26 protein-coding genes are annotated in these 26,287 nt (G+C 62.0%); 11 read left to right on the forward strand and 15 right to left on the reverse strand.

What is annotated here, in order from left to right; genetic code table 11:
- Positions 1-31: 31 nt before the first annotated feature.
- The 7 genes from ASD00_RS16710 to ASD00_RS16740 all read left to right on the forward strand — a co-directional run bounded on the left by ASD00_RS16710 (position 32) and on the right by ASD00_RS16740 (position 8,152).
- Positions 32-1,750 carry an iron ABC transporter permease gene (locus tag ASD00_RS16710; protein WP_057207612.1) on the forward strand — a complete coding sequence of 573 codons (1,719 nt, stop codon included), beginning with the start codon at positions 32-34 and terminating at the stop codon, positions 1,748-1,750.
- Entirely contained in the window at positions 1,743-2,822 is a 1,080-nt protein-coding gene (locus tag ASD00_RS16715; RefSeq protein WP_057207613.1) for an ABC transporter ATP-binding protein, read from the forward strand. Before ASD00_RS16710 ends, ASD00_RS16715 begins: the two co-directional genes overlap by 8 nt.
- 22 nt (positions 2,823-2,844) lie before the next feature.
- Complete coding sequence (locus tag ASD00_RS16720; RefSeq protein WP_057207614.1) at positions 2,845-4,059, forward strand: CoA transferase; 1,215 nt, start codon at positions 2,845-2,847, stop codon at positions 4,057-4,059.
- Positions 4,056-4,904, forward strand: coding sequence for a CoA ester lyase (locus ASD00_RS16725; RefSeq protein WP_063963280.1), 849 nt, complete (start codon positions 4,056-4,058; stop codon positions 4,902-4,904). Before ASD00_RS16720 ends, ASD00_RS16725 begins: the two co-directional genes overlap by 4 nt.
- Before the next feature lie 41 nt (positions 4,905-4,945).
- A complete protein-coding gene (locus ASD00_RS16730; RefSeq protein ID WP_057207615.1) occupies positions 4,946-5,974 on the forward strand; it encodes a hydroxyacid dehydrogenase in 1,029 nt (342 codons plus the stop codon).
- Positions 5,975-6,093: 119 nt separating this feature from the next.
- Complete coding sequence (locus tag ASD00_RS16735; RefSeq protein ID WP_057207616.1) at positions 6,094-6,771, forward strand: RraA family protein; 678 nt, start codon at positions 6,094-6,096, stop codon at positions 6,769-6,771.
- 529 nt (positions 6,772-7,300) lie between these two features.
- Positions 7,301-8,152: an alpha/beta hydrolase gene (locus tag ASD00_RS16740; RefSeq protein ID WP_057207617.1), complete on the forward strand. Its 852-nt coding sequence runs from the start codon at positions 7,301-7,303 to the stop codon at positions 8,150-8,152.
- A 226-nt stretch (positions 8,153-8,378) separates the two neighbouring features.
- Here ASD00_RS16740 and ASD00_RS16745 read toward each other — a convergent pair whose 3' ends face one another.
- Positions 8,379-8,588 carry a hypothetical protein gene (locus ASD00_RS16745; protein WP_025429512.1) on the reverse strand — a complete coding sequence of 70 codons (210 nt, stop codon included), beginning with the start codon at positions 8,586-8,588 and terminating at the stop codon, positions 8,379-8,381.
- A gap of 226 nt (positions 8,589-8,814) precedes the next feature.
- Between ASD00_RS16745 and ASD00_RS16750 the strand changes: the two genes are divergently transcribed.
- Positions 8,815-9,195 carry a YciI family protein gene (locus ASD00_RS16750; RefSeq protein ID WP_057207618.1) on the forward strand — a complete coding sequence of 127 codons (381 nt, stop codon included), beginning with the start codon at positions 8,815-8,817 and terminating at the stop codon, positions 9,193-9,195.
- A gap of 79 nt (positions 9,196-9,274) precedes the next feature.
- Here ASD00_RS16750 and ASD00_RS16755 read toward each other — a convergent pair whose 3' ends face one another.
- Both ASD00_RS16755 and ASD00_RS16760 read right to left on the reverse strand, forming a co-directional pair.
- On the reverse strand, positions 9,275-9,985 hold the full coding sequence (locus tag ASD00_RS16755) for a DUF6198 family protein (protein ID WP_057207619.1): 711 nt from the start codon (positions 9,983-9,985) through the stop codon (positions 9,275-9,277).
- A 193-nt stretch (positions 9,986-10,178) separates the two neighbouring features.
- Entirely contained in the window at positions 10,179-11,906 is a 1,728-nt protein-coding gene (locus ASD00_RS16760; RefSeq protein ID WP_057207620.1) for an amidohydrolase family protein, read from the reverse strand.
- Positions 11,907-12,097: 191 nt separating this feature from the next.
- On the opposite strand from ASD00_RS16760, the gene ASD00_RS16765 reads away from it, so the two are divergent.
- Positions 12,098-13,000 (forward strand): LysR family transcriptional regulator, encoded by a 903-nt coding sequence (locus ASD00_RS16765; protein WP_057207621.1) that lies wholly within the window; start codon positions 12,098-12,100, stop codon positions 12,998-13,000.
- Positions 13,001-13,119: 119 nt separating this feature from the next.
- On the opposite strand, the gene ASD00_RS16770 is transcribed toward ASD00_RS16765, so the two are convergent.
- Both ASD00_RS16770 and ASD00_RS16775 read right to left on the reverse strand, forming a co-directional pair.
- Positions 13,120-13,683 carry a GNAT family N-acetyltransferase gene (locus tag ASD00_RS16770; protein ID WP_063963281.1) on the reverse strand — a complete coding sequence of 188 codons (564 nt, stop codon included), beginning with the start codon at positions 13,681-13,683 and terminating at the stop codon, positions 13,120-13,122.
- A gap of 9 nt (positions 13,684-13,692) precedes the next feature.
- Positions 13,693-14,331, reverse strand: coding sequence for an FMN-binding negative transcriptional regulator (locus ASD00_RS16775; RefSeq protein WP_057207622.1), 639 nt, complete (start codon positions 14,329-14,331; stop codon positions 13,693-13,695).
- 74 nt (positions 14,332-14,405) lie between these two features.
- Between ASD00_RS16775 and ASD00_RS16780 the strand changes: the two genes are divergently transcribed.
- Complete coding sequence (locus ASD00_RS16780; protein ID WP_057207623.1) at positions 14,406-15,884, forward strand: PLP-dependent aminotransferase family protein; 1,479 nt, start codon at positions 14,406-14,408, stop codon at positions 15,882-15,884.
- A 13-nt stretch (positions 15,885-15,897) separates the two neighbouring features.
- On the opposite strand, the gene ASD00_RS16785 is transcribed toward ASD00_RS16780, so the two are convergent.
- From ASD00_RS16785 to minC, 4 genes are all read right to left on the reverse strand, one after another.
- Complete coding sequence (locus ASD00_RS16785) at positions 15,898-16,998, reverse strand: NAD(P)/FAD-dependent oxidoreductase (protein WP_057207624.1); 1,101 nt, start codon at positions 16,996-16,998, stop codon at positions 15,898-15,900.
- 159 nt (positions 16,999-17,157) lie between these two features.
- The gene (minE, locus tag ASD00_RS16790) at positions 17,158-17,421 is read right to left on the reverse strand and encodes a cell division topological specificity factor MinE (protein ID WP_025429518.1); all 264 of its coding nucleotides are present in this window, start codon (positions 17,419-17,421) and stop codon (positions 17,158-17,160) included.
- Positions 17,418-18,233: a septum site-determining protein MinD gene (minD, locus tag ASD00_RS16795; RefSeq protein WP_025429519.1), complete on the reverse strand. Its 816-nt coding sequence runs from the start codon at positions 18,231-18,233 to the stop codon at positions 17,418-17,420. The genes minE and minD overlap by 4 nt, the downstream gene beginning before the upstream one ends.
- Positions 18,234-18,264: 31 nt before the next feature.
- Positions 18,265-19,008 (reverse strand): septum site-determining protein MinC, encoded by a 744-nt coding sequence (gene minC / locus ASD00_RS16800; RefSeq protein ID WP_057207625.1) that lies wholly within the window; start codon positions 19,006-19,008, stop codon positions 18,265-18,267.
- Positions 19,009-19,245: 237 nt separating this feature from the next.
- Between minC and ASD00_RS16805 the strand changes: the two genes are divergently transcribed.
- The gene (locus ASD00_RS16805) at positions 19,246-19,533 is read left to right on the forward strand and encodes a barstar family protein (protein WP_057207626.1); all 288 of its coding nucleotides are present in this window, start codon (positions 19,246-19,248) and stop codon (positions 19,531-19,533) included.
- A gap of 47 nt (positions 19,534-19,580) precedes the next feature.
- On the opposite strand, the gene ASD00_RS16810 is transcribed toward ASD00_RS16805, so the two are convergent.
- The 6 genes from ASD00_RS16810 to cyoA all read right to left on the reverse strand — a co-directional run bounded on the left by ASD00_RS16810 (position 19,581) and on the right by cyoA (position 26,041).
- On the reverse strand, positions 19,581-20,891 hold the full coding sequence (locus ASD00_RS16810) for an MFS transporter (protein WP_057207627.1): 1,311 nt from the start codon (positions 20,889-20,891) through the stop codon (positions 19,581-19,583).
- A gap of 129 nt (positions 20,892-21,020) precedes the next feature.
- Positions 21,021-21,770, reverse strand: coding sequence for an SURF1 family protein (locus ASD00_RS16815; RefSeq protein ID WP_057207628.1), 750 nt, complete (start codon positions 21,768-21,770; stop codon positions 21,021-21,023).
- A gap of 15 nt (positions 21,771-21,785) precedes the next feature.
- On the reverse strand, positions 21,786-22,193 hold the full coding sequence (cyoD, locus tag ASD00_RS16820) for a cytochrome o ubiquinol oxidase subunit IV (RefSeq protein ID WP_025429524.1): 408 nt from the start codon (positions 22,191-22,193) through the stop codon (positions 21,786-21,788).
- Entirely contained in the window at positions 22,190-22,813 is a 624-nt protein-coding gene (cyoC, locus tag ASD00_RS16825) for a cytochrome o ubiquinol oxidase subunit III (protein ID WP_025429525.1), read from the reverse strand. The genes cyoD and cyoC overlap by 4 nt, the downstream gene beginning before the upstream one ends.
- A 1-nt stretch (position 22,814) precedes the next feature.
- A complete protein-coding gene (gene cyoB / locus ASD00_RS16830; protein ID WP_025429526.1) occupies positions 22,815-24,818 on the reverse strand; it encodes a cytochrome o ubiquinol oxidase subunit I in 2,004 nt (667 codons plus the stop codon).
- Between the two features lie 32 nt (positions 24,819-24,850).
- Positions 24,851-26,041 (reverse strand): ubiquinol oxidase subunit II, encoded by a 1,191-nt coding sequence (cyoA, locus tag ASD00_RS16835; protein WP_057207629.1) that lies wholly within the window; start codon positions 26,039-26,041, stop codon positions 24,851-24,853.
- Positions 26,042-26,287 lie beyond the last annotated feature (246 nt).

The following is a 26,287-nucleotide window of genomic DNA, read 5'->3' on the forward strand; positions in this document are numbered from 1 at the left end:
CGTTCGCGGACGGCTTTCGAGGACTATTGCCATGACCGAGCTCACAGCAGGGTCGGCACCGAGCGCCACGCGTGACCGGTCGACCATCACCTTCTGGGCCGTAAGCATCTTGACCACGATCCTGGTGATCGGGCCGATTGCGCCCATTATTCTCCAGGCCTTTCTCGACCGGCCGCTCTACAAGCCCGACGCCGTCGTCACCGCCGGCAACTTCGTTCGCCTGTTCACCGAGGCGGGCATGGGCAAGATCGTGCTCAACACGCTGTTCTTCGCCGTCGTCACGATGGTCGTTGCCCAGCTGTTCGGCTCGGTTATGGCCGTCATCGTCGGCCGCACCAATCTGCCCGGACGCAAATGGATCGGCGAGATCCTGATCTGGCCGCTTTTCGTCAGCAACCTCGTCATGGCCTTCGGCTGGTTCACCATGTACGGACCGTCGGGCTATATCACCCTCGCCTTCAAGGCGAGCACCGGGCTTAGCCCGTGGAACCTCTACAGCCTGACCGGCATGAGCATCGTTGCGGGCTTGAGCCAGGCGCCGCTCGCCTATCTCATGTGCATCGGCGCCGTCACCAAGGCCGATGCCCAGCTGGAAGATGCTGCCCGCTCGGCCGGCGCCAGCCCGATGCGAGCGCTAATCAGCATCACCGTACCGATGATGCGGCCGGCCATGGTCTATTCCGCTGTTCTGAACTTCGTCATCGGCATCGAGATGCTGGCAATCCCGTTGGTTTTCGGCGGCCCGAGCGGCATTCATACCGTCACGACCTTCCTCTATGACCAGGGCATCAACGCCGCGGTGCAATCCGACTACGGCATCGTCGGCGCCGGCGCGGTCATGTTGCTTGTGATCGTCGGTCTGCTCGTCTGGCTCCAGGGCCGGTTGATGAAGGACAGCGGTCGCTTCGTCACCGTGCGCGGCAAGGCCTCCCGCCCCTCGCTCGTCGACCTCGGACACTGGCGCTGGGTCGCATTCGCCGCCGTCGCGGCCTATGTGCTCTTCACCATCGTCGCCGTCTTTGCGGGCATCTTCATGCGCGCCAGCGTCAGCTTCCTGACGCCGCTGGTCCCGTTCTGGAAGCTACTGACCCTTGCCAACTTCGAGCTGATCTTCAATCAGCCGGGATATGTCAGGGCGATCCTCAATTCCGTCGTCATCTCCTTCCTCGGCGGCATCATCGGCACCGCCTGCGTCGTGCTCATCGCGCTTGTCGCCAAGCGTTCCGAATTCCGCTTCCGCCGCGCGCTGGAATATGTCGCGCTGTTCCCGCGCTCGCTGCCCGGCATCATCGCCGGCCTCGGCTTCTTCTATGCCGTGGTCTGGGTCCCGGGCCTCGACATGATCCGCGGCACGATCTGGATCCTGATCGCCGCCTTTGTCGTGCGCTACATTCCGATCGGTTTCGGCGCGATCGCACCGGCGCTGTCGCAGATCGGTGAGGAGCTTGACCGCGCCTCGCGCATTTCCGGCGCCGACTGGTGGACGACGGTGACGCGCATCGTCCTGCCGCTGTTAAAGCCAGCGCTGTTTTCCAGCTTCGCGCTGCTCTTCATCCACTTCTTCAAGGAGTATGTGACGGCAGTCTTCCTCTACCAGCCGGGGTCCGAAATCATCGGCTCGACCATGCTGCAGCTCTATGCCCAGGGCGACAACGGACCCGTCTCCGCCCTTGCCACCATCCAAGTCATCATCACGGCCTTGTTCGTCTTCATGGCGCGCCGTCTGCTGGGAGCCAAGATCTATGGCTGATCTCATCCTCGACAACCTCTCCATCAACTACGGCTCCTACAAGGCCGTCAGCGAAGTCTCGCTGACCATTCCGAAGGGCGAGTTCCTGACGCTGCTCGGCCCCTCCGGCTGCGGCAAGTCGACGACGCTTTTTGCAATTTCCGGACTGAACCACGCGACATCGGGCGCAATCCGCATGGGCGACCGCGTGCTCTTCGACGGCAAGACCAAAACGGTGGTGCCGCCGGAACAGCGCAACATCGGGCTCGTCTTTCAAAGCTACGCGCTTTGGCCGCATATGTCGGTGGCGGAAAACCTCGCCTTCCCGCTGAAACTGCGCAAGATCGGCCGCGCCGAGCAGGACAAGCGCATAAAGGAAGCGCTTGAACTGGTCGAGATGGCCAAATTCGCCGAGCGTTACCCCTTCGAGCTTTCCGGCGGCCAGCAGCAGCGCGTGGCGCTCGCGCGCGCACTCGTCTATCGACCGGGCCTGCTTTTGCTTGACGAACCGCTGTCCAACCTCGATGCGAAGCTGCGCGAGCGCGCCCGTGTCTGGTTGCGCGAGCTTCAGGAACGTCTCGGCGTCACGACCGTCTACGTGACGCACGATCAGGCGGAAGCGCTTGCGGTTTCCGACCGCATCGCGGTGATGGACACGGGGCGTATCCGTCAACTCGGCACCCCGAAGGAAATCTACGAGACGCCGGCCGATGCCTTCGTCGCCGACTTCATCGGCTCCTCGAACTTCCTGACAGGTACCGTGGTCGATCGCGCCGCCGGCATCGCCAATGTTCGCCTCGAAGACGGAACGATGATCAAGGCGAACACCGGCCGGAACGGTGCTGACGAAAAAGTCGTGATTGCCGTGCGTCCGGAGCGGCTGCAGATCGTCGGCAGCGCCGGTGAAAACGTCGTACAGGCAACCGTTCAGGGCGGCTCCTATCTCGGCTCCGTCTATCAGTACGAGCTGACAGGCGCCGGCAGCACCTTCCGCGTCCAGACCGCGCGCGAGGTCGCCGACAAGCATGTCTTCGTCTATGTGCCGCCGGAAGCCTCGACGCTGTTTGCCGCGCAATCCCGGCCGCAGGCCTGAGCCCTTAAACGCGGAGCACCTCATGACCAAGGAACCCAAAAGCTTCGACGCCGCCGCCAAAGGCCCGCTTGACGGCATTCGCGTCGTCGATCTGTCGCGGCTGGTCGCGGGCAACATGCTGTCGCTGCAGCTCGGCGATTTCGGTGCCGACGTCATCAAGGTGGAGCCGCCGGTCGGCGACCCCTTGCGCGACTGGCGCGACGGCGGAAGCTCGCTCTATTGGAAGACCTATGGCCGCAACAAGCGCTCGGTCATGCTCAACCTTCGCGAACCGGCTGCGATGGGTGCCATGCTCAAGCTGCTCAACACGGCGGATGTGTTCATCGAGAACTTCCGCCCGGGCACGCTCGAGGAGATGGGCATGGCGCCGGAGACGCTGCTTGCCCGCAATCCCGACCTGATCGTCGTGCGCATTTCCGGCTTCGGTCAGACCGGTCCTTACGCCACCCTGCCGGGGTTCGGCACGCTGGTGGAAGCGATGAGCGGATTTGCCGCCCGCACCGGCTTTCCCGATCGGGAACCGGTACTGCCGCCGTTGGCACTCGCCGACATGATCGCCGGCATCTACGGATCTTCGGCTGTCAGCATGGCGCTGCTGGCGCGCCAGCGTGGCACGGCGCGCGGGCAGGTCATCGACCTGTCGCTGCTGGAGCCGATGTTCTCGGTGCTCGGACCGGAGGCCGCGATCTACAAGACGACCGGCAAGATCAAGGAACGGGTCGGCAGTGGCTCCAACACGACATCGCCACGCAACGTCTATCGATGCGCCGACGGCAAATACGTCGCGCTGTCCGGCTCCACCCAGGCGGTTGCCAAACGTATCTTCGAGATCATCGGCCGTCCCGAAATGATCACCGATCCGCGCTTTGCCACCAATACCGACCGGGTCCGCAACCGGCCGCTGGTCGACGAGGCCGTCAGTGCCTGGTTTGCGACGAGGGAGCGCGACGACGCACTCGACGTCATGCGCCGGGCCGGTGCAACGGTCGGGCCGGTCTACAACATCGCCGATGCCTTCAGCGACGCGCATTTCATCCAGCGCGAGGTTTTTACCGAAGTGGAGGATCGTGAGCACGGGTCGCTGCCCATGCACAACATCCTGCCGCGGATGTCGGCGACCCCCGGCGTCTGGCGCAACCCCGCACCGGCGCTTGGCGAAAACACCCGCGACGTCCTCAACGAAGTCGGCCTGTCGACCGACGAAATCGACCTGATCATGGGGGGAAGAACCGAATGATGCTGCGCTCGCTACTTTATGTTCCCGGCAGTTCGCCCCGCTTTCTGGAAAAGGCCCACGAACGCGGCGCCGATGCCATTATCATCGACCTCGAGGACGCGGTCGCCGCCAACGAGAAGGACGCGGCAAGGGTCGCTCTTGCTCGAACCGTGCCGATGGTTGGCCAGCGCGGCGCTGCGGTGATCGTGCGGATCAACACCCATGACGAAACCACGATGCTGGCCGACGCCAGTGCGGCCTGCGAGGCCGGCGCACTGGCGCTCTACATTCCCAAGGTGTCTTCGCCTGAAGTCCTGCATCATCTCGATCGGCACCTGGAGCCGCTGGAATCGGCCGCGAACCGGCCGCCGATGCGGTTTGCGCCGCTGATCGAAGATCCCGCGGGATTGCTCAACGCCACGTCGATCGCCACAGGCCCGCGGGTCTTCGCCTTGTCGGCTGGTGGCGAGGACCTTGCGACATCCATGGGCGCCCAGCCGACGCCTGAGGTTTTGCGCATACCGAAGCTGATGATCCACTACGCCGCGAAGGCCGCTGGCGTCCTCTCCTTCGGGCTGCTGCGCAGCACGGCCGACTATGCCGACAAGGAGGGATTGGCTGCAGCCATAAGGGAAGCCAAGGACTTCGGTTTCGACGGCGCCACCTGCATTCACCCGAGCGTGATCTCGCTGCTGAATGACGGCTTCTCGCCTTCCGCGGAAGAGCTCGACCGCGCCCGACGGCTGATTGCCGCCGCCGATGCCGCCGCACTGGCCGGGATCGGTGCCTTCACCTTCGAGGGCAAATTCGTCGACCTGCCGATCGTCACGCGCGCCCGCGGATTGCTGGCGCGCACCGCGGGCTGATCCAACCGCCCGGCGACCCCGCATCTATCCTGGAGAACAGAGTGTCCGACTTTCCAGCTGCCGAGAACCATACAAACCGCAAATGGCGCGTCCTTGTAACCCACAACAGGATTGCCGAGAGCGCCGTCGCGCTGCTCAACGCCCATGACTGCGATGTCTTCTTTTCTCCACCCTATGACGCCTCGGATGTCGTCGCCGCACGCGCCGCCGATCTCGGCGTCGACGCGATCATGGTGCGGCAGGGCCAGATCAACGAGGCTGTCATTGCCGCGTCGCCGAAGCTGAAGGTCATCGTCAAACATGGCGTCGGCGTCGACAATGTCGATATCCAGGCCGCCGCCGATCGCGGCATACCCGTGTTACGCTCGATGGGCTCGAACGCGCGCGCAGTCGCCGAACACACGATCGCGCTTTCGCTGGCGCTAATCAAGGAGATCGCACCGCTGACCGCGGCGGTCAAAGGCGGCCAATGGCCGAAACCGACCTTCATGGGGCGCGACATCGCCGGCACCCTCATGGGCCTCATCGGCTATGGCTCGATCGGCCGCGAGACAGCGGCCATGGCGCACGCACTCGGCATGGGCGTCATCGTCTACGATCCGCATCCCGCAGCGACACTCGCTCAGGGGAACATAACCGCCATCGACGACGTCGACGAGCTTGTCGCCCGCGCCGACATCGTCAGCCTGCATTGCCCTTTGACGGCAGAGACTCGCCACCTGATCGATGCCCGTCGCCTGGCGCTGATGAAGCCGACGTCCTTCATCGTCAACACCGCCCGCGGCGGCATCATCGACGAGGCGGCGCTCGCCGTCGCCCTGCGCGACAGGCGTATAGCGGGTGCCGCGCTCGACAGCTTCGCAGCCGAACCGCCGGCTGCCGACAACCCGCTCTGGGCCTCGCCGCTGGTGCTGGCGACGCCCCACATCGGTGGCGTCACCCACGGCTCATCGAAAGCGATGGCCGAAATTGCCGCGCGCCACATCATCAGCGTCCTCAACGGCCAAGCGCCTGATGCCCTCAGCCTTGCGGCTCCGCAGAGCCTCGGCCTGCGCAAGGCGACCGCCTGAAGCTTTCCCGGGAAACGCGAGGCGGATTTCCGCCGGGAAATGCATGAAAACAACGAGATAGAGCGTTTCTACGACCCGCCTAAACCGGAAACGCTCGAGAGTCCCAGAAGGAAGACCACATGCCCATCGGTTTCAGAGTAAAGAACAGCATGAAGCGTATCGACGCTTCCTATGTCGAGGCCTTCCGCGTCCTGCCCGTCGCCAACGTGTCCGACAGCATGTCGCGGCTTGTCGCCGGCGGTGATCGGCTACGCCCGATGCATAGCGGCGGCGTGCTCGCCGGCCCGGCGCTGACGGTCAAGACCTGCCCGGGCGACAACCTGATGCTGCACAAGGCGATCGACATGGCGGCACCGGGCGACGTGATCGTCGTCGATGCCGGCGGCGACACGACCAATGCGCTGATGGGTGAACTGATGCTGGCGCATGCGGTCAAGCGGGGCGTCGCCGGCTTCGTCCTCAACGGCGCGATCCGCGACGCCGAAGCCATCCGCGCCCAGCCCTTGCCGCTCTATGCGCTTGGCGTCACCCATCGCGGCCCTTATCGTACGGGACCGGGCGAGATCGGCTTCCAGATTTCCATCGCCGGAATGGTCATCAATCCGGGCGACCTGATGCTCGGCGACATCGATGGTATCGTCTGCGTGCCGAAGGCGGATGCCGAAGCGGTCCTCAAGGCAACCCGGGCCAAACAGGATGCCGAGGCCAAGCAGATGGCGGCGACGCTTTCTGGAACGATAGACAGGTCCTGGGTGGACCGGGAACTCGAGCGGCTGGGCTGCGCCCTGGTCGACTAGCCTGCTCGATCAAAAGGCGCGGACCAAACACGACCGGGTTCCCCACCCGGTCGTTTTACGGCGATAACTGCCCGACCGTTTCAACAACGCAGTGATCGACGTGGCCGCCAGCCGGTTGTCGGCCAAGCGCCCCGTTACGCGGCGTCTGCGACGCCCGTGCCTTCCGCCATCAGAGCCTCGTGGACCCGCCGGTCTAGACGCGACCTAACAAAAGCTGCGCGACTTACAGCGCTCTGGCACGAATGCCCCTATTTTGGCCAGTTCCTCTCTCGAGCGAGAAGGTCGGGGGCCGTAGTGTCTGCCCATGCCGACGTTAGATGTCGCGAGGGAGCCGACGATGAAAAGCACGCTGTTTCCTTAAATCCCATTCGATTTAAGGATGAAAGCATGCAGCAATTCAAAGTGCTACAGCGAACTTTGCGCGTCTAATATGCCGCGCGGCGCTGTAGATACCTACATCGCCGACGACAGTTCCTGCTCGTGGCAGCAGCCCTGGCCGCCACTGGTGCAACAGCGAGGAGCAGGGCCCATGGCCGAGGAAACGTCCAAGAATGTCGTAGGCGGCAACGGCGTCACCATCGCCACGGGGACCTTTGGCGATCCCTTAGCGCCGCCGGTGCTTTTGATCATGGGTGCGATGGCCTCGATGATGTGGTGGCCCGACGAATTCTGCCGCAAGCTGGCGGCAAGCGGGCGCTATGTCATCCGCTACGACAACCGCGATACGGGGCTTTCCACCAAATATGCCCCCGGCAATCCTCCCTATTCGATGGAGGACATGGCCGGTGATGCAGTTGCCGTGCTCGACGCCTATGGCATTGCATCGGCTCACCTCGTCAGCATGTCGCTCGGCGGCATGATCGCTCAGATCCTGGCGTTGTCCGCTCCGGAACGGGTGTCGTCGCTGACGCTTGTCAGCACTACGCCAATGGGACTCGAGCTTGAGCTTCCACCGATAAGCGCTGACTATATGGAACACGTCGCTGCGGCCGAAAGCGTTGACTGGTCGGATCGGACACAAGTGATCGATTTCATGACGAAGGACGCCCGCATGGTCGCGAGCACAGCCCACCCCCATGACGCGAACCCGATCCGTGCCTTCATCGAGCGGGATCATGATCGCTCGGGCGGCCTACTCTCCGCCACGAACCACTTCATGCTTCAGGGCGGCGACACTGTCAAAGGCAAGCTCAAATCGCTCGAAGCGCCGCTGCTGGTAATCCATGGCACCACCGACCCGATCTTCTCGGTCGAGCATGGGATGGCCATTGCCGAAGTTGTGGCCGGCTCCGAATATCTTCCGATCGCCGGCGGCGGGCATGAACTTCACAGGGCCGATTGGGGTGTCATCATCCCGGCCATTGTCAGACACACGGACTAAAGCCAGGAAAAGTGCGAGGCGATTTTCCTGGAAATGTGCAAAAACAAAGAGATAGAGCGTTTCTGCTACCTCGTCGAAACCAGATGCGCTCTCGGTGAAGGCAGTATCCCGCCTGCACAATATGGGTCGAAAGTACGCAGCGCCGACAACGTGCTGCGTGCTCTCGCCGTTTGGCGATGAGACAGCGAGGCGCCTGCGCCAACATCAAGGTCCGCGCTGATGAACGTCAGCGACAACGGGTTCTGTTGCGGGCAATATCTCGCCTGATTTCCTTGAGCGTGTGTCGCAACTCGGCAAGAGTGCCATCATCGCTGAGAGCGGTGCTGGTGCACTCGAGAAAATCGAGCTTGAGCTCCAGCTCGTCGTGTCGTTCGATCAATCCGGCCAGTATTCGAGACGTGCGCATGTCATACCCATCAAACGTCGGCGCCGTCATGGGCGGGCGCGGACGTCAAGATTGCTTCGCGGTCTCCGATACCCCTCCTGTGCGACAGTTTGTTGAAGCGTGAGCGCTTTCGCCTCGAACCGTTCCTTCAATTGAAACGTGCATGCCCATAGTCTGCGCGCCGATCCGGCCATATATTCCCGGCGGCGCTCACCCAAATACGTCCCGATGGTTACTGGCTGAGCGAAAACCGAAAACGCGCAAGGGAGATGTTTTGATGTATTACGCCATCCTCGCCTATCACGAAGAGGGAGTGGTCGAATCCTGGACCGAGGAGGAGGACGCGGCCCTGATGACCGACCTGCTCCAGGTCAATGACCGCCTCGTGCGGGAAAAATCCTTGGGCCCGGCGGCACGGCTTGGCCCCACCCAGCATGCAGTGACGCTGCGAGGCAAAGGCGAGGGCATTGTCATCGACGGCCCCTTTGCCGAAACCAAGGAACAATTGCTCGGTCTCTACGTCGTGGATTTTCCAACGCTTGAGGCAGCCGTGGCGGCAGCCCGTGATCTGCGCCGCGCCAACCCGACGGCCACCTATGAGATCCGGCCGATTTCGCTTTATCTCCCCGGCACGTCATTGGGTTTCAAGGAAGTGTAATTGTAAGCCTTAGCTTACAGTGAAAACAGGACTCTCCGATCTGGAGAGTCCTGCTCTTTTTTGCGTCCGTCAGTACGCCCTATTTGGCGGCCGGTTCCAGCCTTTTCGCTGACGGCACGGCTTTCCTGGCCTCCAACTTCTTGAACAGGAAGAAGTACAGCTTGATGTATTGACCCACCAGAATCGCGTTCAGGATCGTACCCTCGCGAATGAACTTGATCTCGCTGAGGAAGAGCAGACCGATACAGGCAGACAGGACCAAGAGAGTGCAATCAAAGCCGGTCTTGATGTTCCCCCACTTCCAGCCCGTGCGCTTGAAGATCGTGTTGACGAACATGTCGATCGGCATCAGCACAAGATTGGCACGGATCATCAGGAACAGACCGAACGCCAGCGCCGCATCGGCAAAGACCAGAAGCGCCACGCGCGCCGGGTAGAGATCGAGCTTGATGAATTCGGTCATGCCAAGGTTGAGATCCAGGAACACGGCGAGCACGAAGGCCGGGATCAGGGATGCGAAGTTCTTCAACGTGAAGTCCTTAGGCAGGACCAGATAGGTCAGGAACAGCATGATCAGTTCAAGGGCGAAGTTGTAGGTCCCTTGGCTCAACGGCGGGTAGACCAGGGTCATCGTCCGCGTCAGGCTGCTTTGCGGCGAGATGCCGATCCCTGCCCGGATCGCCAGGCTGACGCCGAAGGTCAGCACGTAGATGCCGACCACATACATGATCCAGCGCCTGGTCAGGCTGCCGGTATCGACGATTTCGGCTTCCGCCGCATTATGGTCCATTGGTCGTCCCTCCCATGGTTTCTACGTGGGCCTCTCACCACCCACGGCCGCGCCGGTCTCCGGCGTCCGGGCTTCGGTTCAGTGCATTTGGACGTGCCGCGATCACGATCTTCGGTTCATCCATCGTCTCCCCCTGCCGGCGGGCGTCCTGCCCACCGACATTTTCCATGGCGTACGCCTCGCAAGTGCATCCCTAGTTCATGAACCGGAACCGGTGCAACGAGATGAACAGGCTCAGGAGCTTGTTGACCACCGGCTCGCCTTCGTTGCGGTTGCCCAAGGCCTCAAGCGCGGTGTCGATGGCGCTGGCGCTGGTTGTCAGTTCATCCACAGTCAGGTTCGCCATCACGCCATAAATCTCCAGCGGCATCACGGCCTTCTCCACCTGGTCCTCGGTGACGATGCAGGCACCGGCATGGGTGTCGACCTGCTTGAGGCAATGGCACATTTCTGCGCTGTCCTGCCCGACGACGACGAAGTAGGGTTTTGGCGCCGGCCAGAAGGTGGCGACAGCACCGCGATCCACATGAACCCCCTTGAACAGGCCGCTGACGACGTGGCGCTGGCCATCGGCATAGCGCTGGACCACCGACAGCCGGCTCAGTTTCACCCCCTCATGCTCGGCGACAACCTTGCCGTCCTTCATCGGCACCCAGACTTCCTGGTAGAATTTCGCATGTCCGCGGCCGTAGACATCAAACAGGTAGACCTTGGCCCGGCTGCCATCCTCGGAGAGTTCAAGCGGCACGATGTCGAGCTGATCGGGCGTCAGGTCATCGAGACCCGGAACGCCTTTTTTGCACATGCCGGAATAGTCGATGTCGGCGTTCCTGAGCAGCTTGCGATCCTTTGCCACCAGTTCGCCGTCCTTGAAGACGTAGAGCGGGTTGATCTTCGACAGGCTGTCGGTCAGGACGATGTCGGCAAACCGGCCGGGGGTGAGCGAGCCGATCCGGTCTTCCATGTGGAACGACCTCGCCGTGTTGTAGGTTGCCATCTTGATCGCATGGATCGGGTTGAACCCCATCTCGGCGCAGAGAGAGATGATCCAGTCCATGTGCCCCATCGTCAGCAGGCGCTCGACGGAAATGTTGTCGGTGCACAGCATGAAATTGTCGGTCGGCCACTTGCGGTCGACGATAGCGCGCAGCAGCACCTTGATCACCTCGCTGCTGCCGACTCCGAACTTGATGTGCGTCGGAAAACCGTAGCGAATGCTCTTTTCGATGTCCTTCTCGTTCCAGACGTCGTGATTGTTCGACACGCCGATCGCCGGCAGATAGTTCAGGACCATGTCGGACAGCGCGGTCACGCCCCAGTGGCCGTTCATGAAGCCGCCCTTGGCGCGCACCCAGGCGGCCTTGCGGAAATCGTCGTCATCGCCCGAGCTATAGGTGAAGTGTTCGAATTCACCGAGACCGATGACCGGTTCCATCTTCAAGACCGCCTCGGTGATGGAGGCGGCCGTCTTCTTACCCGGCGCAAACGCATAGAGCCGGTAAGGCAGCTTGTCGTAGTCCTTAAACAGGTTTTCGGCCGCCTCAACGCCTTCGTCGCCCGCCGCACTCAGCAGATCCAGGCATTCGGCATAGATCGTCGTGGTGCCGCAGGGAACCAAGGCCTCGGCCAGTGCCGTCGGATGCGCCAGCTGGGATTCGAAATGCAGATGCGCATCAATCAGGCCGGGGATAGCATAGAGCCCCTTGCCATCGAAAACGTCCTTCACCTTCAGGATTGTCTCATCGGGATTGAGCGCGACGATGCGTTTGTCATAGACGAGGATGGATCCCTGATAGACGGTCTCGCCGTGCACATCGAGAATGCTCAGGTTCTTCAGAAGGAGATCCGCCACCTTCTTTCCGTTCAGGATATCAAAGATGGCGCGCACTTTGGCATAGTGAACGGCTTCGGTTTTGTTCACGCGTATTTCCTCCACTTTCAAGTCTCGTCGGCATCGGCAGGGCCGAGCTTCCGGTCCGTCGCGGGCGGCATCCCGCACCAACGCTTCACGTGTCGGAGGCCATAAGAAATCATTGCACCGCTTCCGAAAAGCAGTATTTTCTGCACATATCGTTCTCTTTTCGAGAGCACTCGGAGCAAAGGAAACGGAAGATGTTGCACTCGCGCGTGCTGCGCTACATCGACGAAGTGGCAAGATCCGGCTCGATCCGCGCCGCCGGCGAACGGCTGAACGTGGCCGCGTCGGCGATCAACAAGCACGTGCTGCAACTGGAAGAGATGATCGACGAGCCGCTGTTCGAGCGCTTGCCGAGAGGGCTGCGGCTGACGCCCGCCGGCGAGATTCTCGTCGCGCATGTGCGCCGGACGATCAAGGAATACAGCCAGGTCGAGGCCCAGATCCGCGACCTCAAGGCGCTTCAGAGCGGCGAGGTGATCATCGCCACCATGAACGGCCTCGCCGGCGGCATCGTGCCCAAGGCGGCAGCCAACTTCTGCGCCCGCCATCCGCGCCTCAAGATCTCGATCCGGGTGATGTTCATCCACGACATCGTCCAGGCGGTCGTCGACGGCGAGGCCGATCTCGGCCTCGCCTTCAACCTGCCGCCGTCGCCGCAACTCGAAACGCTCTGGAAGATGGATACGCGGCTGGGCGCGGTCGTCTCACCTGAACATCCGCTCGTCGGCCTGGAGTCCCTGCCGCTCGCCCATTGCGAGCCCTATCCGCTCATCTTCGCTGACCGGTCGATGCTCATCCACGGCATCGTCGCCGACGCCTTCGCCAATGCCGGGCTCACGGTCGAGCCGGCGTTCCTGACCAACTCGATCGAGGCGATGAAGTGCCTGGCCGCCGCCGGCGACGGCATCGCCTTCCTCAGCAAGTTCGATATTGCCGAGGAGCAACGCAACGGCGTGCTCACCTATCTGCAGATCCGCGACCGTACATTCGGAAAGAACGTGCTTTCCCTCGTCCAGCGCGAAAAACGCAGCCACGGCCTCGCCACCTCGATGTTCGCGGAGGAAATCATCCGCGCCTTGCGGGCAACGATGGATTAACGAGCCGGCGAAACCAGGTCAGTCGAAACAACCTTCTTCGCGCGACCATCCTCGGGGTTTGCGCTTGTTTGCACTGACTTTCGACGCCGGGAAAAGCCTGACCGCGGCAACGAAGCGGATCAAGCGACCTCGGCCCTGCCGGCGACGACACGGTTCCAATCGTCCTGCCGCAGCCGGAAGCACATCCACGGCGACGGCGTGCCCGAAAGGTCCAATATCGCGTCATAGACATGCGCCGCACCGAGCTTGGCAGTCGCCTTTTGCGAACGAATGTTTGTCGGCGCGATATGGAACCAGACTTCCGGATAAGTACCGAAGGCATGGCCGAGCATCAGCCGCTTCAGGTCGAAGTTGGTGCCGCCGCCCCAATAGGCGTTGTTGAGGAAAGTAAAACCGATCGAAATGCTGTCCGGCATGTCAGGAGCGACGTAGTAGCGGGAGCATCCGATGATCCTGTCGTTTTGCCGATCGATCGCCACGAGCGTCGTTTCGCTTGCAAGCAACAACGCGAAGTAGGGCTCGAACTTCTCCCGCTTGTAGCGATCCGTTGCTGGATGCCCTGCCCAGACGTCGGGATGGCTTGCTGCGAAGTAAAGGCCCTCGAGGTCTTCCGGCCGCAGCGGCCTGAGGAGGATGGCGTCGCCGCTCAATGCGGGTTGTGGATCGAAATCAGACTTGAACATGCTCTTGTCTCATGATGATGATGATGGAACGGGGATCATGTCCGCAATTACGCGGTCGAAATCGCGATGACTTTCCGAAAGGCCGTTCCTGACGCCCATCCTGTCCGGCTCTGGACGGTTCTGGCTCAGCTTGCGTTTGCCTGTCAGATGCGTGATCGACATTCGAATACCGACGATGCCGCGCAATTGCGCTGTGATATAAGCCGCAGGCGCATCGCTGACGGCCCACGGTTTTGCGGCCGCCGCCTCGTGGAGATCAGTGAGCCGCTTGACGACATCGAGCAGCCGGGCCGGATCATCGAAGAACTCGACCGGGCCCTTTGCTTGAACAGCAGTGTAGTTCCATGTCGGAACCACCTTTCCATGCTCGGCCTTCGCTGCATACCAGGCCGGGGTGATGTAGGCGTCGGGACCCATGAAGACAGCGAGGCCATCGCCAATCATGGGCGTTTGCCACTGCGGATTGGGGCGGGCGAGGTGGGCATAAAGCATACCCATCTCTCCCTCCTCAGCGTCGAGCAACATCGGCAGCGGTGTCGCCAAGGGACCTTGCGCCGTCGCGGTGATAAAATTGGCGATGCGGCATGCCCGCATCATCGCGTGTATTTCGCTGGTGTCGTCGACCACAAAAGCTGGCGGCGTGTACATGGAACTCTCCTTGAACTTCGCGCAGCATCGGCGTTAACTGGCACAAAATAAACGTCCAGTTTCGGAGATTTTCATTGGGCCAGTTGAGCGGTGGGAGATCACAACGCACGGGCGCAGCCCGCCGCATTTACCTTGAGCTGCAAGAGCAGATCGGTGCTGGCGTCTATGCGCCCGGTGACAGGCTGCCATCGAGCCGTGCGCTCGCCGAGGAACTGGGCGTGTCGCGCACGACGGTCACGGCCGCTTTCGACCAGCTCGTCTCCGAGGGCTACGTGATCAGCCACCAGGGCTCGGCGTCGATCGTCTCGGATATGGCCGGGCCAGGAACGCGACACAGCCGACAGGCTGAGCCTCGCCTGGAATGGCCGATGTCGGACTATGCTGCCCGGCTGATGGAGCTTCCGATCCACTATGCTGAGAGGCGGCCGGCACTGGAGTTCGATTTTCGCTATGGCGATATTGCCGCCGCCGACTTTCCGACGCTGCTGTGGCGGCGGGCGATGAATGCGGCGCTGCTGCGCCGCCGTGATAGCCTTTCCTACGAGCATCCGGCCGGCTCCGCCGCCCTGAAACAACAACTTCAGGGCTATCTCTGGCGTGTGCGCGGCATCCGCTGCGACGCCGATCAGATCGTCGTCGTTTCCGGCTCGCAACAGGCGCTGGATCTCTGCGCCCGCGTTCTCGTCGATCGCGGCGACCGCGTCATTGTTGAGGAACCGTGTTATGCCATGGCGCGCAACGTCATGGTCGCCGCCGGCGCTGAAATCGTTGCCGCTCCCTGCGACCATGCCGGCCTTGTCGTGGGGCACCTGCCGTCCCGTGGAAAATCAGCGCTCGCCTACGTGACGCCGAGCCACCAGTTTCCGCTCGGTGGCGTCCTGCCGCAGAGCCGGCGGGACGCGTTGCTCCAATGGGCCTATGCGGTCGGAGCCTATATCATCGAGGACGACTACGACGGCGAGTACCGCTATGACGTGAAGCCGATACCGCCGCTGTTTCAAGTGGATCGTGACCGGGTCATTTATGTCGGCACAGTCTCGAAGACGCTCTCGCCGGCCCTCAGGCTGGGCTATCTCGTGGTTCCCCGGCCGTTGATCGAGGTCTTCACGCGATGCAAGCAGATCGCCGACCGGCATAGCCCGAGCCTTGAGCAGGAGGCGCTCGCAATACTACTGGAAGCAGGCTCATACGAACGGCATGTCCGTAGGATGCGCCGGTCCAATGCCGAGCGTCGCGCCGCCCTGGTCTCGGCACTGACATCATCCTTTGGCGAACAGATAGAGATCGTCGGCACATCGGCCGGGCTGCATGTCGTCGTCTGGTTCCATGAGATCAGCGCACAGCATGAGACGCGGCTGATCGAAACCGCGGGGGCTGCCGGGATTGGCATCTACCCCGTGTCGCCGCTCTATCTCGAGCGCAAACCGGACCGGGCTGGTATGGTGCTCGGCTATGCCTCGCTGACACCGGACGAATTGCGCCGGGGAACGGAAAAGCTGGCATCCGTCGTTTACGGATTAGGCGAGCTGTCCTGCGGCCCAAACGACGGTTGAGTTGCCCACAGGCCTAGATTTCTGCCACAAGCTTCGCCAGCGCTAGGGATGCGGTGAGGCCGGGCGACTCGATGCCGAACAGATTGATCAGTCCGGGCACGCGGTGCACGCTTGGTCCTTGCACGACGAAGTCCTGGCTTGCCACCTCCGGCGGCACGATCTTTGGCCGGATACCGGAATAGGCCGGCACGAGCGCGCCGTCCTTCAGGTCAGGAAAATAGCGGCGGACACCGGCGTAGAACGATGCGGCCTTCGCCGGATCTACGTCATAGTGCAATGTGTCGACCCACTCGATATCGTGGCCGAAACGGGCCTGGCCGGCCATATCGATGGTTAGATGGATGCCGAGACCACCCTTGACCGGTACGGGATAGATTAGCCGCGAGAACGGCGCCCTGCCGACATGGGAGAAATAGTCGCCCTTGGCATAGTACTCTTTCGGCACGAGCCCGAGAGGCATGCCCTCAAGCTGGCGCGCCAGCATCGGTGCGCCGAGGCCCGCGGCGTTGACGAACAGCCGGCAGGCAAGGCTCATCGGCTCGGCGCCGCCGATGTCGACGACGATACCGCTATCGGTCACCTTGCCTCGCTCGACGGGGCTGTTGAGCGCCAAGACCGCGCCGGCATTCTCGGCATCGCCAAGCAGCGACATCATGTACGCGTGGCTGTCGATGATGCCGGTTACCGGCGACAGCAGCGCGCCGGTGGTGGCAAGCGCCGGTTCGAGGTCGCGCGCATCCGCGGCCGAGATTTGCCGGAGATCGGGCACACCATTTCGCGCCGCGCGCACCGCGATATCGGGCAGCTGCTCGAGCTCCAAGGCCGAGGTCGCCACGATCAGCTTTCCGCATTGCCGATGGGGGATGCCGCGCTCGCGGCAATAGGCATAGAGCAGGGCCCGGCCTTCGACGCACAAGCGCGCCATCAGGCTGCCCGCCGGATAGTAGATTCCGGCGTGGATCACTTCACTGTTGCGCGACGACGTTACGCTGCCGATGCGATCGGCCGCTTCGACGAGGATCACCTCACGGCCGGCTTGAGCAAGCACGCGAGCGACGGCCAGCCCGATGACGCCGGCTCCCGCGACAATGCATTCCACTTGCTCATGGGACATAGCGGACCTCAACAGAGTCGCGCGTCAAATGGGACGCCAAGGGCGCTGCAAGACGATGCAGTAGCACAGCATGACGGGATACGTCAGGCAGCACGGGAACGGATGATCTGAACCATCGACATCCCCTGCTGCCTGACGTCATGTGCTGCGGACCCGCTTTCAGGCCGCCCGTGCACCGGCGGCGAGCGGGATCTCGATGTCGACTTCCAGCGTCGTCACGTGTTCGCCGCGGTCCATCTTGACGGTGACCTTGTCGTCGTCGATCTGAACGTGCTTGGAGATGACCGCAAGAATCTCTTCCCGCAGCAGCGCAACGAGATCCGATTGGCCGACGGAGGCGCGCTCATGCGCCAGCAAGACCTGCAGGCGCTCGCGCGCTGTCGGGGCCGAGCTCTGCTTTTTGAAGAAACTGAAAATGCTCATGCTGCCCTCCGTCCGAAGATTTTGCCAAACAGACCGCGTTTTTCACCCGGGATGGTCATCGGCACGGTTTCGCCTGCAAGCCGGCGAGCGGCGTCGAGATAGGCAAGCGCCGGCGCAGACTTGCTGTCGGCGAGCGTCACCGGGGCACCGATGTTGGATGCCCTGAGCACATCCATGCTCTCGGGAACGATGCCGAGCAGCGGAATCGACAGGATCTCCAGGACATCGTCGACCTTCAGCATGTCGCCACGTTCGGCGCGCAGCGCATCGTAGCGGGTCAGGAGCAGGTGCTTCTCGACCCGTTCTCCCCGCTCGGCCTTCTCTGTCTTGGCGTCGAGCAGGCCGATGATCCGGTCGGAGTCGCGAACCGAGGAAACTTCCGGATTGGTCACGATCACGGCCATGTCGGCATGGCGCATGGCAAGCGTTGCACCGCGCTCGATCCCGGCAGGGCTGTCGCAGATAATCCAGTCAAAATGCTTCTTCAGGTCGTTAATGACACGCTCCACGCCTTCCGGCGTCAGGCTGTCCTTGTCACGGGTCTGCGATGCCGGCAGCAGGAAGAGCGTCTCCAGGCGCTTGTCGCGGATCAGCGCCTGCGGCAGCTTGGCGTCACCCTGAATGACGTTGACCATGTCATAGACGACACGGCGCTCGGCACCCATGACGAGGTCGAGATTGCGCAGGCCGACATCGAAATCCACGACGACGGTCTTCTCGTTGCGCTGCGCGAGCGCTGCGCCGAGAGCAGCGGTCGACGTCGTCTTGCCGACGCCGCCTTTGCCCGATGTAACAACAACTACTTTCGCCATCTTCCGCTCCTGTTTCCTGGCCGGCACCGGCTCAGTTAAGTCTCTCTGCCATGATCGAGTCGTCTTCGAGCCAAAGCTGCACCGATTGTCCACGAAGCTCGGACGCCATGTCGTCGGCGGTCTTGTAGACACCGTCGATGGCCAGCAGTTCTGCCTCCAGCCGGCGGCAGAAGATCCGCGCCGAGGTGTTGCCTACGGAACCCGCCAGCGCCCGCCCCCGGAGCGCTCCGTAAATATGGATCGAACCGCCGGCGATGATTTCGGCGCCGGATGCGACCGACCCGATCACGGTGACATCGCCTTCCGGAAAGATGACCGATTGTCCGGAACGAACCGGCTCCCTGACGATGATCGACGCGCTCGCTCTGGCCGCCGGCGTTTCCTGGCCGATGACGGAGACAGCCTCAGGTGCCTTCGGCTCACCGGCGATCAACTCGCCCGCTGCCGCCTCGAATTCCGGCGCCGGCCGCCCGCCTCTCATTGAGGGTGGCATGCCCGGCTCGAACAGCGAGGGACGTCCGCCCTCGATGCCCAGGACGCGGACGTTCCTGCTGGCGAGTTCTTCGAGCAGGCCCTTCAGCTGCGGCCGGTCGATTTCGAGGTCGACGATATCAAGCACTACCGGTCGGCCGAGAAAAAAACCCGCCGAGCGAGCGGCCAGATCGTCGAGCCGCGTCAGCCACGAATCGAGTGGAAGCTCGGGCGACAGCGCGAGGCTCAGGAACGAGCGGCCCTTGATACGGATCGAACGAGCGTCTGTTAGCACTTTGATCATCTTCGTTAATTTTTCGTTGCCGTGATCTAGGCGACGGATGGTTAACAATTGGTTAACAGGCGCCTGCCGCTTCTCGCAGGCGGGCTTTTCGAACGGCTTGCCTCGACACAACTTCGGCAAGCAGGAGCGTTGTACGCTTCATCGCGAATGATCTGCCATCGGGTGCACCACGGCCGATTGAACCGGGCACGCCGGTGCCCTATTGGTGCCGACGGCGGCTTCTCGAAAGCAGCATGAATGAAGCACTTTGTCATCGATTGTCAGGGGATTGCGACCGATGCGGATCTCTGGCGCCGCTACCTTGCCGTGACGAATCCTGCGGCTGGTCGAGACTTTGGCTGCAACCTCGACGCGTTCTGGGACGCGGTCGAGGGCGGCGGGCCGGGCTATCCCGGGCGATGCAAACTGACGTTCAAAAATGCAGCAACGCTCAGCCACATCAAGACCGGCAGTGGCGTATCCCTGTTGGATGCCTTGCAGGATATCGCGCGAGCCGCGACCGTCGTCGTGATTGAGTTCAAGTAGTCGAAATCATCAAAGGCGAGCACCGGAACAGTGCTGTATCTCACCTCTCACGTGAGACCCTTGTTGCGGGGTTCGGCATCAATCAGCGACACGCTCAGTGCCGCAAGCAGCAGCAGGCCCGAAATGACGCCGAGCGCGGTCGTGAAACTGGACGCCATGATCGGGGCAACCATCGACGGCGCGAGCAACCCGCCGACACGGGCGATTGCGCCGGCCGTGCCCATGCCGCTTGCGCGCAGGCTCGTCGGATAGATTTCCGGCGTCAACGCATAGATCGCACCCCACGTGCCCAAGAGGGCAAAATTCATCAACAGCGTGGCCGCAACGACAAGCTCCATGCTCTGCCCAAGAGCATAGGCCAGGGAGCCGGCCGCGCTGAGGAGGAGAAAGCCGATCAATGTTGCCTTCCGCCCCCAGCGTTCCACGCCATAGGCAGCCAACGTGTAACCGGGCAACTGGGCGAGTGCCAGAACGACGAGAAAGACTTCGCCGCGTATGAAACCGAAGCCCTCGCCGGCAAGCTTGACCGGCAAGTAAACGAAGATGCCGTAGTAGGAGATGGAAATGAGCAGCCAGGCCGACATCAGAAAGATCGTCCGGCGGCGAAGCGCAGGCGATAGAAGTGCTGTAATCGATTTGCGCTCGGCAGCCTGAGGGACGATCGGCGGGATCGTCACATCCCGTCTGTTCGCCCCGGCGATGCGCTGCAACACGCTGCGGGCCTCAGTCGAACGTCCCTGCCGGTTCAGGTAAAAGGGCGATTCCGGGACGTAGAAGCGCAGGACGACACCGATCAACGCCGGAATGCCGGTGATGAAAAAGATGGTCCGCCAAGCCTCGCTGCCATGATTGCCAGCCACAAGCGCCAGGATCGCCAGTGCAACGGTCCCAATGGCCCAGAACCCCTCCAACAGCACCAGCCAGCGCCCCCGTCGGTTGGCCGGCAGAAATTCAGCCATCATGGCGTAATCGACCGGCAGCGTGCCGCCAACCCCAAGCCCGGTGAGGAAACGGGCCACGAATAGCCAGGTAAGGTCGGGTGCAAAGGCCGACGCGATGCCGAAAATTGCGTCGATGATGATCGCGATGAACAGCACCGGTCGCCTGCCGATGCGATCGGCGAGCCGCCCGAAAACAAAGGCACCGACGAGCATGCCGAGAAAGAAGAACGTGCCCGACTGCAGAGCCTGCGGGATGGTGACGCCGAACGTCGCAGCAATTGACGGCGCGCTGAAACCGATTGCCAGCACCTGCATAGCATCTGCCGCCCAGACAAGGCCGAAGATGACGAAGAGGCGACGCTGGAACAGCCCGACGCCGGCGGCCTCGATGCCCTGTTCGATGCTGACTGACTGCATGGGAGGCCTTTGTGCTTATCGTTAATCGGTGGCGCGGCTGTTCGGGCGAGGATGCATCTGCGGTATCGCACCCGAGAGATGTCCGTCTTTCGTGAAACCTATCCGCGCCGACGCACAATCGCCAAGCCTTCAGCCCGCCCGCGAGCGATAAACGACAACGATGCCCGCCGCACTCAGCAGTGCCAGCACATACCAGGTTACCGCATAAACGAGATGACTGTTGCGGAAGCTGACTACCGTCAGCCCGCCGACAGGGAGACCACCCGCATTGGGCGTGGCGTCGGCATCGATGAAATAAGGTGCGATATTCGCCAGGTCCTGGGCCCTGGCGATCGCAACGACGTCACGCGAATACCAGCGATCGGCTGTCGGGTCGTTGGAACGCAGGAAGCCGCCACCCGGTTCCGGCATTCGCAAGAGGCCGATAACCTCGACAACACCGGAAGTCCGGCTCTGGGAGCGGGCGGCAGCATCGCGCCGATCGAGCGGAACAAAGCCACGGTTGATCAGGATGGTCGACCGGTCGTCCTGGACGATCGGCGTCATCACCCAGAAGCCGGCGCCACGCTCGGTGACCGCCTGGACCAGCACTTCCTTCTCGTGCTCGAAGACGCCGGTCGTGGTCACGCGACGGTATTCGTCCTTTTCCGCGCTGATACCGGGCCATTCGGCCGGGGGCGGAGCCGGAACAGGTTCGGCGTGAACCCGGGCATCGACGCGGGCAATCAGCTCGAGCTTCCAGAAGAGCCTCTGCACCTGCCAGGAGCCGAGGGCGAAGAAAGCCACCATCAGCACCGACAGGGCGACGGTGAAAATGGTGCGAGCGCGGACAGGCTCTGCCCCCACTTCGATCTTCGCCGCTCCCCCATTCATCGCCATGCCGTCAACGGGCCGTCATGGCATGTTCTTCATCATTTCGTGCGTCATCGGCATCATGTTGACGTTCAGATGGTGCATGACCCACAGCGAGCCGGCGAGCGCGATGCCGACGATAATGAGCGTGAAGATCAGCGCCATCATCGTCCAGCCGCCTTCCGAACGCGGGTTCATGTGCAGGAAAAAGATCATGTGCACGACGATCTGGATGGCCCCGAGGCCCATGACGAAGACGGCCGTCGTCAGCTTGCTATCGAACACGCCGCCTATGACCAACCAGAAGGGAATGGCGGTCAGGACGACGGAAAGCGCGAAGCCGATCATGTAGCTTCTGAACGAGCCGTGGCCGGCTTGGTGGCCGTGGCTGTGGCCGTGATGGGCCTGGCCGGCATCTTCATGGGTGAGGCTGTTTGGCTGTGAGCTCATCCGATGGCTCCGATCAGATAGACGAAGGAGAAGACGCCAATCCAGATGACGTCGAGGAAGTGCCAGAACATCGACAGGCACATCAGGCGGCGACGGTTCTCGGGGATCAGGCCATGCATCTTGACCTGCACCATCATCGTCACGATCCAGATGATGCCGAAGGTGACGTGCAGGCCGTGGGTGCCGACGAGCGTGAAGAACGACGACAGGAACGCGCTGCGTGTCGGGCCTGCCCCCTCAAGGATCAGGTGATAGAACTCGTAGAGTTCCAGCCCGAGGAACGCCAGGCCGAACACGGCGGTCACGCCAAGCCAGAAGATCGTCTCCATCTTGGCGTTGCGCTCCATCTGGAGCATGGCAAAACCATAGGTGATCGAGGAGAACAGCAGCATTGCCGTGTTGATGGCAACAAGCGGCAGATCGAACAGATCGGCCGGCGACGGACCGGCCGCATAGTTCCGCCCGAGCACGCCATGGGTGGCGAAGAGGACGGCGAAGATGAGGCAGTCGCTCATCAGGTAGATCCAGAAGCCCAGCATGGTGCTGCCTTCCGGATGGTGCTCTTCCTCCAGATAGAACTGCGGCGCTTCGGTTGCTTCTACTTGGGTCTTGTTCGCCATCTCAGGTGCGCTCCGCCAGAAGTTCGGACCGGGCGTCCTCGGTTGCAGTGACGGTCTCGGCAGGGATGTAGAAATCCCGCTTGTAGTTGAACGTGTGGCCGATCGACACGACGAGCATGGTAACGAACGCTACGATCGCCAGCCACCAGATGTACCAGATCAGCGCGAAGGCGAGCACGACGCTGAGACCCGCGAGGATGACGCCGGTTCCGGTGTTCCGTGGCATATGGATCGGCTTGAAGCCGCCGAGCGGACGCTCGTAGCCACGGTTCTTCATATCGTACCAGCTGTCGTGATCGTGCACGACGGGCGTGAAGGCGAAGTTGTAATCCGGCGGCGGCGAGGAGGTCGACCACTCGATCGTCCGGGCGTTCCACGGATCGCCCGTCGTGTCGCGCAGCTGATCGCGCCTGAGGTAGCTGACGACGAGCTGGACGACGAAGGAGGCGATGCCGAGCGCGATCAGCACGGCGCCGAAGGCGGCGATGACGAACCAGATCTGCAGCGACGGGTCCTCGAACTGCGACACGCGGCGGGTAACGCCCATCAGGCCGAGCACGTAGAGCGGCATGAAGGCGAAGAAGAAGCCGATCTGCCAGAACCAGAAGCTCATTTTGCCCCAGAACGGATCGAGCTTGTAGCCGAAGGCTTTCGGCCACCAGTAGACGAGACCCGCCATCAGGCCGAACACGACGCCGCCGATGATGACGTTGTGGAAGTGGGCGATCAGGAACAGCGAGTTGTGCAGCACGAAATCGGCCGGCGGGATCGCCAGCATGACGCCGGTCATGCCGCCGATGACGAAGGTGACCATGAAGCCGACGGTCCACAGCATCGGCACCTCGTAGCGGATGCGGCCGCGATACATGGTGAAGAGCCAGTTGAACATCTTCGCCCCCGTCGGGATCGAGATGATCATCGTGGTGATGCCGAAGAAGGCGTTGACCGATGCGCCCGACCCCATGGTGAAGAAGTGGTGCAGCCAGACGAGATAGGACAGGATCATGATCACGCAGGTCGCATAGACCATGGAGGCGTAACCGAAGAGCCGCTTGCCACAGAAGGTGGCAACGACTTCCGAGAAGATGCCGAAGGCCGGCAGAATGAGGATGTAGACTTCCGGGTGGCCCCAAATCCAGATGAGGTTCACATACATCATCGGGTTGCCACCAAGGTCATTGGTGAAGAAGTTGGTGCCGGCGTAGCGGTCGAGCGACAACAGCGCCAGCGTCGCGGTCAGGATCGGGAAGGTGGCGACGATCAGGATATTGGTGCAGAGCGACGTCCAGGTGAAGACCGGCATCTTCATCAGCGTCATGCCCGGCGCGCGCAATTTGACGATGGTCGCGATCAGGTTGATGCCCGATAGTGTCGTTCCGACACCCGCGACCTGCAGGCCCCAGATGTAATAGTCGACGCCGACGCCGGGACTATAATCGGCGCCCGACAGCGGCGGATAGGCAAGCCATCCGGTGCGCGCGAATTCGCCGACGAACAGCGACATCATGATGATCACGGCACCGGCCGTCGTCATCCAGAACGAGAAATTGTTGAGGAACGGAAAGGAGACGTCGCGCGCACCGATCTGCAGCGGCACGACATAGTTCATCAGGCCGGTGACGAAGGGCATGGCCATGAAGAAGATCATGATCACGCCATGTGCGGTGAAGATCTGATCGTAGTGATGCGGATTGAGATAGCCCTCGTTGCCGTTGAAGGCGATCGCCTGCTGCAGGCGCATCATGATCGCGTCGGCAAAGCCGCGCAGCAGCATGATGAGCGCTAGGATCACATACATGATGCCGATCTTCTTGTGATCGACACTGGTAAACCACTCGGTCCAGAGGTAGCCCCAGAGCCTGTATTTCGTGATCAGCGCCAGGACGGCGATGCCGCCGATCGCCACGGCGATGAACGTCGCGACCAGGATCGGCTCGTGATAGGGGATCGCTTCCCAGGTGAGCCGCCCGAAGATGAATTGTGTGAGGTTGGTGTTACCGAACATAGGGCTATCCAAATTCTCTTGAAATGCGGGCGTCAGGGCTTCGTGGTGCCGGCGTTGTTCAACTGTGCGGGCGCCGGACCGGCTTGGTTCCCGGCAGGCGCCGCTTGATCCCCGTGCATGTTGTGCATGTCGTGGTTCATCGTCTGCGGCTCTTTGTCGATGCCTTCGGCCGGCTCTTCGCTCTTCGAAGGATTGCCCGTCGCCGGGAAGGTGGCGCCCGGTGCTGCTTCGCCCGCATGGCCCGTTTCCCCGGCATGGCGGTTGTCGTGCTCGAGCTTGGCGCGGTTTTCGTGGCTTTCCACGCCGGCGCCACCCATCATGTCGATGTGCATCATCTGGTTCATGCACATCTGGCCTGTGCGCACGCACATGTTCAGCACCGCGTCGTAAAGCCCGTCCTCGACGCCGGCAAAGTAGCGGACCGGTTCCTTCGTGCTCGGCTTTTCGAGTTTCAGGTAGGCGTCGCGATTGAGCATGGTGCCGTTCTGCTTGACCCTTGCGACCCACTGATCGAAGCCCGCCTGGTCCAACCCATGGAACTTGAAGCGCATGTGCGAGAAGCCGTCGCCGCTATAGTTGGACGACAGGCCTTCATACTCGCCCGGCTTGTTGATAACGGCGTGCAGCTTGGTCTGCATGCCCGGCATTGCATAGATCATGCCGGCAAGGGCGGGGACGTAGAAGGAGTTCATCACCGAGGATGCGGTGATCTTGAAATTGATTGGCACGTCCACCGGTGCTGCCATCTCGTTGACGGTGGCGATGCCGTAGTCCGGATAGAAGAACAGCCATTTCCAATCGAGCGCCACGACCTCGACGGTCAGAGGCTTCGTCTCGGCGGGGACAGGCCGATTGGCGTCAAGCCGGTCGAGCGGCCTGTAGGGGTCGAGCTTGTGGGTGCTGATCCAGGTGACGGCCCCGAGCGCAATGATGATCGCCAGCGGCGCTGACCAGATGACGACTTCCAGCCCAGTGGAGTGATGCCATTCCGGATCGTACTTGGCAGCCGTGTTGGACTGGCGGTAGCGCCAGGCGAAGAACAGCGTCAGGAAAAGCACCGGCACGATGATGATCAGCATGAGGATCGTCGAAACGACGATCAGATCTCTCTGCTGTGCCGCAATGTCGCCGGAGGGCGACATCACGACCAGGTCGCACCCGGCAAGGGCCAGGGTCGATAGAAGAACGGCCGATCGTCCGGCGAGCTTCAATGGAGTGGGCATTTCGGGCTCCATTTGCGTTTTGTCTAGTCGGCACTAATCGCGTATCGGGCTCGGCGGAATGAGGTCGTTCGTCGCACTGCAGCATTCTGTCGCATCGCAACAGAATGGACAGCGGCGTCCGCAAGTGCCCAATCTAGTGCATCCTCGCCGGCTGACCATTGGGAAGATGCCGACGAGTTTACGTTTTTTTTCGCCGCTTCCTTGATCTCGGGCGTTGATTGATCAACATTTCGACGAGGCGGCACA

It is taken from the genome of Ensifer sp. Root31, from assembly GCF_001424825.1.
Taxonomy (GTDB): domain Bacteria; phylum Pseudomonadota; class Alphaproteobacteria; order Rhizobiales; family Rhizobiaceae; genus Ensifer; species Ensifer canadensis.

Excerpts from the sequence above, each read along its gene's own strand:
- ASD00_RS16710 (WP_057207612.1), top strand. The coding sequence starts at position 32 with ATGACCGAGCTCACAGCAGGGTCGGCACCGAGCGCCACGCGTGACCGG.
- ASD00_RS16715 (WP_057207613.1), top strand. The coding sequence starts at position 1,743 with ATGGCTGATCTCATCCTCGACAACCTCTCCATCAACTACGGCTCCTAC.
- ASD00_RS16720 (WP_057207614.1), top strand. The coding sequence starts at position 2,845 with ATGACCAAGGAACCCAAAAGCTTCGACGCCGCCGCCAAAGGCCCGCTT.
- ASD00_RS16725 (WP_063963280.1), top strand. The coding sequence starts at position 4,056 with ATGATGCTGCGCTCGCTACTTTATGTTCCCGGCAGTTCGCCCCGCTTT.
- ASD00_RS16735 (WP_057207616.1), top strand. The coding sequence starts at position 6,094 with ATGCCCATCGGTTTCAGAGTAAAGAACAGCATGAAGCGTATCGACGCT.
- ASD00_RS16740 (WP_057207617.1), top strand. The coding sequence starts at position 7,301 with ATGGCCGAGGAAACGTCCAAGAATGTCGTAGGCGGCAACGGCGTCACC.
- ASD00_RS16745 (WP_025429512.1), bottom strand. The coding sequence starts at position 8,588 with ATGACGGCGCCGACGTTTGATGGGTATGACATGCGCACGTCTCGAATA.
- ASD00_RS16750 (WP_057207618.1), top strand. The coding sequence starts at position 8,815 with ATGTATTACGCCATCCTCGCCTATCACGAAGAGGGAGTGGTCGAATCC.
- ASD00_RS16755 (WP_057207619.1), bottom strand. The coding sequence starts at position 9,985 with ATGGACCATAATGCGGCGGAAGCCGAAATCGTCGATACCGGCAGCCTG.
- ASD00_RS16765 (WP_057207621.1), top strand. The coding sequence starts at position 12,098 with ATGTTGCACTCGCGCGTGCTGCGCTACATCGACGAAGTGGCAAGATCC.
- ASD00_RS16770 (WP_063963281.1), bottom strand. The coding sequence starts at position 13,683 with ATGTTCAAGTCTGATTTCGATCCACAACCCGCATTGAGCGGCGACGCC.
- ASD00_RS16775 (WP_057207622.1), bottom strand. The coding sequence starts at position 14,331 with ATGTACACGCCGCCAGCTTTTGTGGTCGACGACACCAGCGAAATACAC.
- ASD00_RS16785 (WP_057207624.1), bottom strand. The coding sequence starts at position 16,998 with ATGTCCCATGAGCAAGTGGAATGCATTGTCGCGGGAGCCGGCGTCATC.
- minE (WP_025429518.1), bottom strand. The coding sequence starts at position 17,421 with ATGAGCATTTTCAGTTTCTTCAAAAAGCAGAGCTCGGCCCCGACAGCG.
- minD (WP_025429519.1), bottom strand. The coding sequence starts at position 18,233 with ATGGCGAAAGTAGTTGTTGTTACATCGGGCAAAGGCGGCGTCGGCAAG.
- minC (WP_057207625.1), bottom strand. The coding sequence starts at position 19,008 with ATGATCAAAGTGCTAACAGACGCTCGTTCGATCCGTATCAAGGGCCGC.
- ASD00_RS16805 (WP_057207626.1), top strand. The coding sequence starts at position 19,246 with ATGAAGCACTTTGTCATCGATTGTCAGGGGATTGCGACCGATGCGGAT.
- ASD00_RS16810 (WP_057207627.1), bottom strand. The coding sequence starts at position 20,891 with ATGCAGTCAGTCAGCATCGAACAGGGCATCGAGGCCGCCGGCGTCGGG.
- ASD00_RS16815 (WP_057207628.1), bottom strand. The coding sequence starts at position 21,770 with ATGGCGATGAATGGGGGAGCGGCGAAGATCGAAGTGGGGGCAGAGCCT.
- cyoD (WP_025429524.1), bottom strand. The coding sequence starts at position 22,193 with ATGAGCTCACAGCCAAACAGCCTCACCCATGAAGATGCCGGCCAGGCC.
- cyoC (WP_025429525.1), bottom strand. The coding sequence starts at position 22,813 with ATGGCGAACAAGACCCAAGTAGAAGCAACCGAAGCGCCGCAGTTCTAT.
- cyoB (WP_025429526.1), bottom strand. The coding sequence starts at position 24,818 with ATGTTCGGTAACACCAACCTCACACAATTCATCTTCGGGCGGCTCACC.
- cyoA (WP_057207629.1), bottom strand. The coding sequence starts at position 26,041 with ATGCCCACTCCATTGAAGCTCGCCGGACGATCGGCCGTTCTTCTATCG.